Origin of the sequence: Sphingomonas sp. (assembly GCF_019749955.1) — a bacterium.
Classification (GTDB): Bacteria; Pseudomonadota; Alphaproteobacteria; order Sphingomonadales; family Sphingomonadaceae; genus Sphingomonas.
The window spans coordinates 1-9,605 of record NZ_JAIEPC010000038.1 but is presented as its reverse complement, the minus strand read 5'-3'; the positions used below and the strand labels follow the sequence as shown (position 1 = coordinate 9,605).

The window sequence follows — 9,605 nt, the reverse complement described above, 5'->3', positions numbered from 1 at the left end:
ACCGCATCCTATGTCGGCATGATCGGCAAATACTGGATCGAAAGCCTCGCGCGCATCCCCGTCGAAGTCGATGTCGCGAGCGAATTCCGCTACCGCGACCCCGTCCTCACCGCAGGCCAGCTCGGCGTCGTCGTCTCGCAATCGGGCGAGACCGCCGACACGCTGGCCGCGCTCCGCCACATGAAGGCGGCGGGGCTGACGACGGCGGGGATCATCAACGTGCCGACCAGCTCGATGGCGCGCGAGGTCGATCTGTTGATGCCAACGCATGCCGGCCCCGAGATCGGGGTTGCCTCGACCAAGGCGTTCACCTGCCAGCTCGCGGTGATGGCGGCGCTCGCGGTCAATCTCGCGCGCGCCAAGGGGCGGCTGACGCCCGAGGCCGAAAGCGAGATCGTTGCCCAGCTCCAAAGCGTCCCCGAGTCGATTAGCGCGGCGCTGGCGCATGACGAGGAAATCGAAGCATTGGCGCCAAAGATCGCGGCGGCGCGCGACGTGCTGTATCTTGGCCGCGGGCCGGAATACCCGATGGCCCTCGAAGGCGCACTCAAGCTGAAGGAAATCAGCTATATCCATGCCGAGGGCTATGCGTCGGGCGAAATGAAACACGGCCCGATCGCGCTGATCGACGACAGCGTGCCGCTGATCGTGATCGCGCCCTCCGGCCCGCTGTTCGACAAGACCGTCAGCAACATGCAGGAAGCGCAGGCGCGCGGCGCGCAAGTGGTGCTGATTTCCGACGCCGACGGCATTGCGCAGGCGGGCGAAAACACGATCGCAACGATCGAAATGCCCAAGGTCCACCCGCTGATCGCGCCGCTCGTCTATGCGGTGCCGATCCAGCTGCTCGCCTATCATGTCGCGGTGTTCAAAGGCACCGATGTCGACCAGCCGCGTAATCTGGCCAAGTCGGTCACCGTCGAGTGAGCATGCCGCTCGTCGCCGGGGTCGAGCTCGGGGGCACCAAATGCGTGTGCATTCTCGGCACTGGCCCCGACGATGTGCGTGTTATCGAGCGCGTGCCGACGACCTCGCCCGCTGAAACGCTGACGGCGATTGAAGCAGTGCTCGACGGCTGGCGTGGGTTTGTCGCACTCGGCATCCCGAGTTTCGGCCCCGTCGGGATTGATCGCACGGCGCCCGATTGGGGGCATATCACCGCGACCACCAAGCCGGGCTGGTCAGGCACCGACATCGCCCCGCGCCTCGCCGCGCGCTACGACGTGCCGGTCGGGTTCGATACCGATGTCGTGGGAGCCGCGCTCGCCGAAGCGCGCTGGGGCGCGGCGCAGGGGCTGGCCGACCTTGCCTATGTCACGATCGGCACCGGGGTTGGTGTCGGGCTGATCGCGGACGGCAAGCCGCTGTCGGGCCTCACCCATGCCGAGCTTGGCCATATCCGCCCGCGACGGCTGGCGGGGGACGTCTTCCCGGGCATGTGCAGCTTCCACGGCGATTGCGTCGAGGGGCTCGCCTCGGGCCCTGCCATCGCGGCCCGTGCAGGCAAGCCCGGCGATCAACTCGCCGCCGACGATCTCGCCTGGGTGTCCGTGGCCGATGCCATCGCCCAGCTATGCCACATCTTGGTGCTGACGGGCGTGCCGCGCCGGATCGTCTTCGGCGGCGGCGTCGCGGTTGGCACGCCGCATCTGCTGCCCCGCGTCCGCGCTGCGCTGGTCGACAGTCTCGGCAGCTATGGCAACCTGGCGCTGCTCGGTGATCTCGACGCTTTCATCGTCCCCGCCGCGCTCGGCGACCGAGCGGGGCCGCTCGGCGCAATCTTGCTTGGGCAGGCCGCGCTCTAACGCTTCCTTAACCACGCTCCCCGCATGATCGTTAAGATTATTGAGGGGAGTTGCCCGGTGCGGATTCTGATTATCGACGACGAACCGGCGATGCACGACAGCTATCGCCAGTGTTTCGCGCCCGCCAGCGGCGGGTCGCTCGACGCGATGGCGGCCGAATTGTTCGGCGACGACGACGCCCCTGCGCCCGCCTCCGCTGATGACGCGCCCGATTTCGCGCTCACCCACGCCATGCAGGGCCTCGACGGCGTCGGCGAAGTCGAAAAGGCACTTGCCGACGGCAACCCCTTCGCGGTCGCGTTCATCGACATCCGCATGCCGCCGGGCATCGACGGGCGCGAGACCGCCAAGCGCATCCGCGCGCTCGATCCCGACATCAACCTCGTCATCGTCACCGGCTATTCGGACTTCTCGCCGATCGAAATCGCCAAGGTTGCGGGGCCTGCGGACAAGATTTTCTACATCGCCAAGCCGTTCGAAGTCGACGAAATCGTCCAGACCGCGACCGCGCTCGCCAAGCGCTGGCAGATCGATCTCGAACTCGCTGCCGCCCGCGCGCAGCTCGCCGACCAGATCGTCATGCTTGAGGAACAGGGCCGCGAACTCGCTGCGAACGAGAGCAAGGCCGTGCATATGGCGACGCATGACTCGCTCACCGAAGCGCCCAATCGCCTCGCCTTCCTGCGCGCGCTGACCGAACGGGCGCGTGGCCGCGAACGCTTTGCCGCGGCGATGCTCGATCTCGATCGCTTCAAGCTCGTCAACGACACGCTTGGCCATCTCGCGGGCGACGAGATGATCCGCTCGGTTTATCTGTTGCTGAGCGCAGCGGTGCCCGAAGGCGGTGTCGTCGCGCGGCTGGGCGGCGATGAATTCGGCATTTTGTTCGACACGCCCGGCGAAGAAGCCGCCGTTCAGGCGTGCGAACTGATGTTGCGCAAGATGACCGTCACGCTCAACCTGATCGGCCATTCAGTGCAGGCGGGCGCGTCGATCGGCGTGATCGTCACCGAAGCCGAACCCGTGCGCGATCCGGTCGACGTGATGCGCCGCGCCGATCTGGCGCTCAACGAAGCCAAGCGCGCCGGGCGCGGCATCGTGCGCGCCTATGACGAAAGCATGGATGACAGCATCAAATTCCGCCGCCAGATCGAAGGCGGTCTGAGCCAGGCCATCGCGCGCGGTGAGTTGAAGCTCGCCTATCAGCCGATCGTCGCGCGCGACGGGCTGGAGATCGTCGGCTTCGAAGGGCTGCTGCGCTGGTTCTCGCCCGAATATGGCGCGATTTCACCCGCGATGTTCATCCCGATTGCCGAGGAATCAAACCTGATCCACGAACTCGGCGACTGGGTGATCGAAACCGCGCTCGCCGAGCTGCATAATTGGCCGGGGCAATATGTCTCGATCAATTTCAGCCCGCGTCAGTTCCGCCGCCACAATTTCGTCGCGCACCTCGTCGAATGCGTCCAGCGCGCAGGGGTCGAGCCGGGCCGTGTCCAGATCGAAATCACCGAAACCGCGATTTTCGACGATGCCGATCGCGCCGCCGAGACGCTCTATCGCCTGCGCCAGATGGGTTTCCGTATTGCGCTCGACGATTTCGGCACGGGCTATTCGTCGCTCTACAACATCCGCAAATTCGCGCTCGATTGCCTGAAGATCGACAAGAGCTTCATCGACGGCATGGGCCGTGAGCGCGAGAGCGCGGCAATCGTCCATTCGATCATCCATTTGGGTCGCGCGCTTGGCCTTGGCGTCATCGCCGAGGGCGTCGAGACCGATGCGCAAGTGCAAGCGCTGCGCCTCGCCGGCGCGTCGCACCTTCAGGGCTATTATTTCTCGCGGCCCGTCGATGCCGAAGCCGCGCGCGCGATGGCCGCGATGGGCAGCGTCGAGGGCAAGGATGATCCGGGCGACGGCCCTGCCCTGCTCCAGGGGAACGGGACCCACGGCTGATGGCCCGCGCATGGCTCGACGCGCGGCTGCGGCGTCCGGGCTCGCTCGGCGCCAAGCTGCTCTTCATCCTGACCGGAGTCGGGCTGCTCGGCTCGATTGCGATCACCTTGCTGCTGGCCGCCGTTATCACGCCGAGCTTCAACCAGCTCGAAGCGGCCTCGGTCGACGCGCATGTCGGCCGAACCCGCGCGGCGCTTAACGAGAATATCGCCAAGGTCGAAACCGCCGTGCGCGACTATGGCGACTGGAATTCGTCTTACGACTATATGGGTCATCCCACCCGCGCGTTCGAACTGGAAAGCTTTTCGACGCTGGCGATGGCCAATCTGAACGTCAACGGCATGGCCTATGTCGGCAATGACGGTCGCATCGTGATCGCGCGCTGGCTCGACCTTGCGCGCCAGACCGACCGGCCCGCGATGCGCGCGCAGCTCATCGACCGGATCCGCCAGATCGATTTCAAGCGCGCGCTGGGCACGGGCAACTCGACGGCCTTTTACGCGCGCGTCGGCGATATCGTGGCGGCGGTCGGCGTTGCGCAAGTACGCCGCTCCGACGGCAGCGGTGCGCCGCGCGGCTATGTGCTGATGGTGCGCCAGATCACCTCGCAACAGCTCTCGAAGCTGCTTCAGATCGGCGCGCGCCTCGACCCGGCCCAAGCCGACCGCCCCGCGCTCAAGCCCAGCCGCAGCACGATGACGATCGGTGTGCCGATCCTCGGGCCGGACGGCCATGCGGTGGCGAGCGTAAGCTTCACCGTGCCCCGCGATGTGTCGACGCTTGGGACGCGGATGCTCGTGCTGGCAATCGTTGGGTCAACGGTGCTGCTGATGGTGCTGTTGATCGTGCTCAGCCGCACGATTGCCCGGCTGGTGCTGGCACCGCTCAACCGCGTCGAGCGACACATGCAGATCGTGACCGCGTCGGGCTCGCTCTCGCTGCTCCAGGGCGAGGAGAATCGCCGCGACGAAATCGGTTCCTTGGGACGCAGTTTCAACAAGATGCTGCGACAATTAAAGGATCTGCGTGAGCAATTGGAAGTGCAGAGTTTCGCGCTCGGCAAGACCGAAAGCGCGGTCGCGGTGATGCACAATGTCCGCAACGCGCTCAACCCGATCAGCACGATCCTGTCGCGCGGGCTTGCCGATGCCCCGCCGGCCGACAAGGCGATGATCGACCGTGCGCTCGGCGAACTGGCGCGCGACGACATTCCGCCTGCGCGCCGCCAAAAGCTTGCCGCCTTCGTCGCCGCCGCGATTCAAGCCGAAGACGCCGCCCGCGACGACCGCGCGCGCCAACTCAAGACCGGGCGCGAGGCGATGCAGCATGTGCTCGAAATCATCGGCACCCAGCAGGCGCAAGCGCACGAGCGCCCGCCGCTCGACACCTGCGACGTCACCGATCTGATCGCGCAGAATGCGACGATCGCGCGCTATTCGGGCGAAACCACGATCGCGTTCGACTTCCCGGCACGGCCATGGCCGGTGATGGCCAATCGCATCATCCTGAGCCAGGTGATCGGCAATTTGTTCGGCAATGCCGCCGAAGCGATTGCCGCCAAGGGCACCGGCTCGGGCAGCATCCGCGTCGTCGTCAGCGAGGATGCGGGCGTCGTGAAGATCGTCATCCGCGACGACGGCGAAGGCTTTTCGCCCGAAGTCGGCGCGACCTTGTTCCAGCGCGGCTATTCGACGCGCCAGCACAAATCGGGCGGGCTTGGCCTCCACTGGTGCGCCAATTCGATGAACGCGATGGAGGGGGCGCTACGGCTCGACAGCGACGGCAAGGGCCACGGCGCGACGGCGACGCTGACGTTGAAAGCCGCGCCCGCTCAGACAACCCGCGCCGCCGCCTGACCACCGCATCCCGCACAGAATTTTCCAAGCCTTGACGTAGCCACCCGCGCTTTTGTCGGATTTTGCGGCGAAGCAGTCTGACGGCATTGGTAAATCGTCTGATCATGTTAGTTGGTAGAGGTTCGTTCACGTGACGAAACCGATATCCGTCACGCATGTTCGAACATGAACAGTGCACTTGTGATGACAAATTCCTTTGATCCGTAGCTTCGCTGCGGACGGGAGGTTGTTATCGCGAGTTTATAGTAAAGTCTTCAGTACTGAACTATTCAGATCATTGTCGTGAGCATTCGAGGCCGTCATTTAGGCTTTGTTTTTGCGCGCCTGTGACTGAACCCCCAGGAGCCATGAAAGGATAGCACCCATGCCTACGCTCAATTTCGATGAAATCACGCTCGCCGAGGGCGGCGAACAGCGGCTTGCCAATGGATTTGGCGGCTTCAACTGGCTTCAGGCCGGTGTCTATAATCCGAACGGCGCGATCCCCGGCTATGTCGCGACATCCGGGCAGAACATCCTCTTCATTGCCGAAGCCGGCACGAGCGAGATCGGCGGCTATGAGGACGCCGCCCGCGGCACGCCGCTGACGATCACCCGCAGCGCCGCCTTCAACCTCGAATCGCTCGACATCTCCTCGGCCTTCCGCCCCGGCCTCACGGTAACGATCCGCGCCTATGCCGATGAGGGCGGCGCGCATGTTATCGGGCAAAAGACCGTCATCGTCGGGCCCGCCGAGCAGCAGGGTGTCTCTTTCCTCGGCGGCCTCGATTTCGGCACCTTCCTTGGCGCGCACCGCGTCGAGTTCAGCGCCAATGACGGCAATGATGCAACGTCCGATTATTTCGGCATCGACGATCTGACGTTCAGCGACACCAGCACGGTGGTGCTCAACTTCGACGACATCACGCTCGGGGCCGGTGGCGAGACTCCGATCACCACCTATCAGGGCTTCACCTTCAGCGAGACCGGCGTCTATCGCCCCGATGGCGGCATCCCTGGCTATACGACCAGCTCTGGGCCGAACCTCGCCTTCATCGCCGAAGCGAACAACAACGAAGTCTCCGGCTATGCCAATCCTGCCGGATCGCCGGTCGTCATCACCAATTCGAGCCAGTTCAGCTTCCTCGGCGGTGCCTTCGCTTCAGCGTTCCGTTCCGGGCTCGACATTACCATTCGTGGCTATGCCGATGAAGCGGGCACGCAATTGGTGCGCGAGCTGCACATCACGGCGAACCCCGGCGTCGCGGACTTTACCGCCTTCACCAACGGCGAATTCGCCGGGCTGCACCGGCTCGAATTCAATGCCAATGATGGCAACGCGGCGACCAGCGACTATTTCGGGTTCGACGACCTGAGCTTCTTCGTCGCGCCGCCGGCCGCCCTGCCGGTCAACGCGGCAGCATTTGCCTTCGTACCTGAACCCTTTGCCTTTGACGGTTCGGCAGTCGCCGATCTGGCTTCGCTCAGCAGCGCGATCGCCATCGCCTGAGCGACGCGGGCGGCGGCCCACCCCCCACCAGCCGCCGCCCGCCATTTGCTCGCGCCTGCGCCTGCGCAAACTAGGTGACAGAAGAAGTAGCAAGCAGGCGCGTCCCCAGCTAGAAATGCCAGTGTGATCAATTGCCTCGCCGTATCGGGATACCGCTCGCTCCGGGAAGTGACGCTCCCATTGGCGCGGCTCAATGTCATTACCGGACCTAACGGCAGCGGCAAGTCGAGCCTCTACCGAGCGCTCCGGCTGCTTTCGGAGGTGGCCCAAGGCCGCGCCGTCGCGTCGCTTGCCGCCGAAGGCGGCCTGACTTCAACGCTCTGGGCTGGCCCAGAGAAGTTCAGCCAAGCGATGCGGAGTGGAACCTATCCCGTCCAAGGCACCGTAAGATCGGGGCCCATCAGCCTGAAACTGGGCTTCTCCTCCGACGATTTCGGATACGCGATTGATTTGGGCCTGCCGACCAACTCAGGCTCGCGGTTCGGTCAAGACCCCGAGATCAAGGTCGAAGCAATCTGGACAGGACCGGTCCTCGGACGGGCGAACTTGGTTGCCGAGCGGCGTGGACAGTTTGTCCGCGTGCGCAGCAGCGACACCGGTTCGTGGCGCGAAAGCTTCAGTTCTCTGGCTGCTTTCGACAGCATGATGACGCACTGCGCCGACGCCGCCGACGGCCTGGAACTGTTGCTGCTACGCGAGCGGATGCGGGCGTGGCGCTTCTACGACGATTTGCGCACGGACCGTGATGCGCCCGCCAGGCGCCCCCAAATTGGCACGTTCACGCCCGTCCTTTCCGGCGACGGGTCGGATATTGGCGCGGCCATCCAAACCATTCTCGAGATCGGGGATGCCGATACGCTCGAGGCGACGATTGCAGATGCCTTCGATGGCGCCGTCCTGTCGGTCGGCGAACGGTTCGAAGTGGAGATGCGCCAATATGGCCTGCTTCGCCCACTCGCCGCTTCGGAGCTTTCGGACGGCACACTTCGCTATGTGCTGTTGACCGCGGCCTTGCTCTCACCGCGCCCGCCAGAGCTGATGATCCTGAACGAGCCTGAAGCAAGTTTGCATCCCGACCTGCTCGATCCGCTCGCGCGGCTCCTCACCAAGGCGTCGGAGCAATGTCAGATCATAGTCGTCTCGCACTCGTCCAGATTGGTGGACGCGCTGGGACAATATCCCGACAGCAATTTGATCGAGCTTCGAAAGGAATTGGGTGAGACGATTGCTTCCCCCAACGATTATTCGAGCTGGAAATGGCCTTCGCGATAATCCGGCATCGCCCCCTACCCCGTCTTCAACACCACCTGCGCCGCCACCTCCACCGGCGCCACATCATCGCGCCGCCGCAGATACGGCGCGACCAGATTGCGCGCGCGGAACCATTCCTGGCGTTCGGGACTCAAAGTCTCGAAATTGCCGATCACGCGGCGGCACTCGGGACTCTTGCACTGGCAGATCATGTGCCAGTTCGATTGCGTGAGCGTGGTTGAATAATCCCAGGCGATTTCCTCCCCCGGCGTGATCGGCTTGATCGCGACCAGCACCACGCCCTCATCAGTGAAGCGCAGCCCCGCATTGGGCGCGCAGCTATGGTTGATCAGATCGTCGATGCGGTTCGACGGGCCCATATAATGGTCGGGCGTCACCTGGACGAAGCGGTCACTACCCCCGCGCATCACGCTCGGCACTTGATCGGCACGGAAGCGGCGCCCGGTGAATTTGACGATCGGATCGCCTTCAGCGAATGCGACGGCGGCATAAACCGCCTTGCCGAGATGGCTCTCGCCGACCGAAAACAGGTTCGCCGCCGGGCGGTAAGCATCGAGCACATAGAAGCGCCCGTTGCGAAACCCGAGCGAGCGCAGCGGGTTGATCGTCGCAAGGCCAATCATGAACCAGACGCTCGCATGGCACGCCACTTCGACGAAAATATAGGCATAGCCCGCGAGGTTGATGTCCTCACTGCGCGCGGCGACCAGCAACGTCGCGAGGTCGCCGATCGTCCACAGCCCCCAGGCGGGCGATCGTTCGCGTGCGCGGTCCTGCCGCACGCTTTCCCATGTCGGCCAGAAGCTGATCGGCACGGCGGCCACCACCAGCATATGCGCCCAGAAGGCTGAGCGGAACGCGAGCCACAACAGCAGCGCACCGAGGCAGGCGATCATGCAGATCGTCTCGCTTTTCGACGGCGGACTCCACGCCGATTGCCGCCAGATGCCAAGCGTGACGATCAGGCACGCCGCTGACGAGATCAGGAAGACGATGCTCTGCGCCGCCCCCGGATTGACGGCAGCATAGGTGCTTGCTTCGACGAGCGTCGCCGCGCTCCAGATCAGCCATGACGCGCGGTTCGGCTGGACGAGTTGGCGGCGCAGGCCCGTCAGATAGACGACGTATCCCGTGAAATTGGCCGCGATGGCGATCAGGAACCAGAGCGTAATCGGCGTCACCCCGTGTGCCATGGGTCGGTTATGGTTAACCACGCTTAACCGATCG

General features: G+C 64.3%; 7 protein-coding genes. 6 read left to right on the top strand and 1 reads right to left on the bottom strand.

Annotation, left to right across the window (positions count from 1 at the left end):
• From K2W81_RS09840 to K2W81_RS09815, 6 genes are all read left to right on the top strand, one after another.
• Nucleotides 1–927, top strand: a 927-nt coding sequence (locus tag K2W81_RS09840) for an isomerizing glutamine--fructose-6-phosphate transaminase (protein WP_294103808.1), incomplete at its 5' end; no start/stop codon positions are given.
• A gap of 2 nt (nucleotides 928–929) precedes the next feature.
• Entirely contained in the window at nucleotides 930–1,805 is an 876-nt protein-coding gene (locus K2W81_RS09835) for an ROK family protein (protein ID WP_294103806.1), read from the top strand.
• A 57-nt stretch (nucleotides 1,806–1,862) separates the two neighbouring features.
• Complete coding sequence (locus K2W81_RS09830; RefSeq protein WP_294103804.1) at nucleotides 1,863–3,761, top strand: EAL domain-containing protein; 1,899 nt, start codon at nucleotides 1,863–1,865, stop codon at nucleotides 3,759–3,761.
• Nucleotides 3,761–5,617 (top strand): CHASE4 domain-containing protein, encoded by a 1,857-nt coding sequence (locus K2W81_RS09825; protein ID WP_294103802.1) that lies wholly within the window; start codon nucleotides 3,761–3,763, stop codon nucleotides 5,615–5,617. Before K2W81_RS09830 ends, K2W81_RS09825 begins: the two co-directional genes overlap by 1 nt.
• A 364-nt stretch (nucleotides 5,618–5,981) precedes the next feature.
• Nucleotides 5,982–7,106 carry a hypothetical protein gene (locus K2W81_RS09820; protein ID WP_294103799.1) on the top strand — a complete coding sequence of 375 codons (1,125 nt, stop codon included), beginning with the start codon at nucleotides 5,982–5,984 and terminating at the stop codon, nucleotides 7,104–7,106.
• 123 nt (nucleotides 7,107–7,229) lie between these two features.
• The gene (locus tag K2W81_RS09815) at nucleotides 7,230–8,378 is read left to right on the top strand and encodes an AAA family ATPase (RefSeq protein WP_294103796.1); all 1,149 of its coding nucleotides are present in this window, start codon (nucleotides 7,230–7,232) and stop codon (nucleotides 8,376–8,378) included.
• 14 nt (nucleotides 8,379–8,392) lie between these two features.
• On the opposite strand, the gene K2W81_RS09810 is transcribed toward K2W81_RS09815, so the two are convergent.
• The gene (locus tag K2W81_RS09810; RefSeq protein ID WP_294103810.1) at nucleotides 8,393–9,571 is read right to left on the bottom strand and encodes an SET domain-containing protein; all 1,179 of its coding nucleotides are present in this window, start codon (nucleotides 9,569–9,571) and stop codon (nucleotides 8,393–8,395) included.
• Nucleotides 9,572–9,605: the final 34 nt, after the last annotated feature.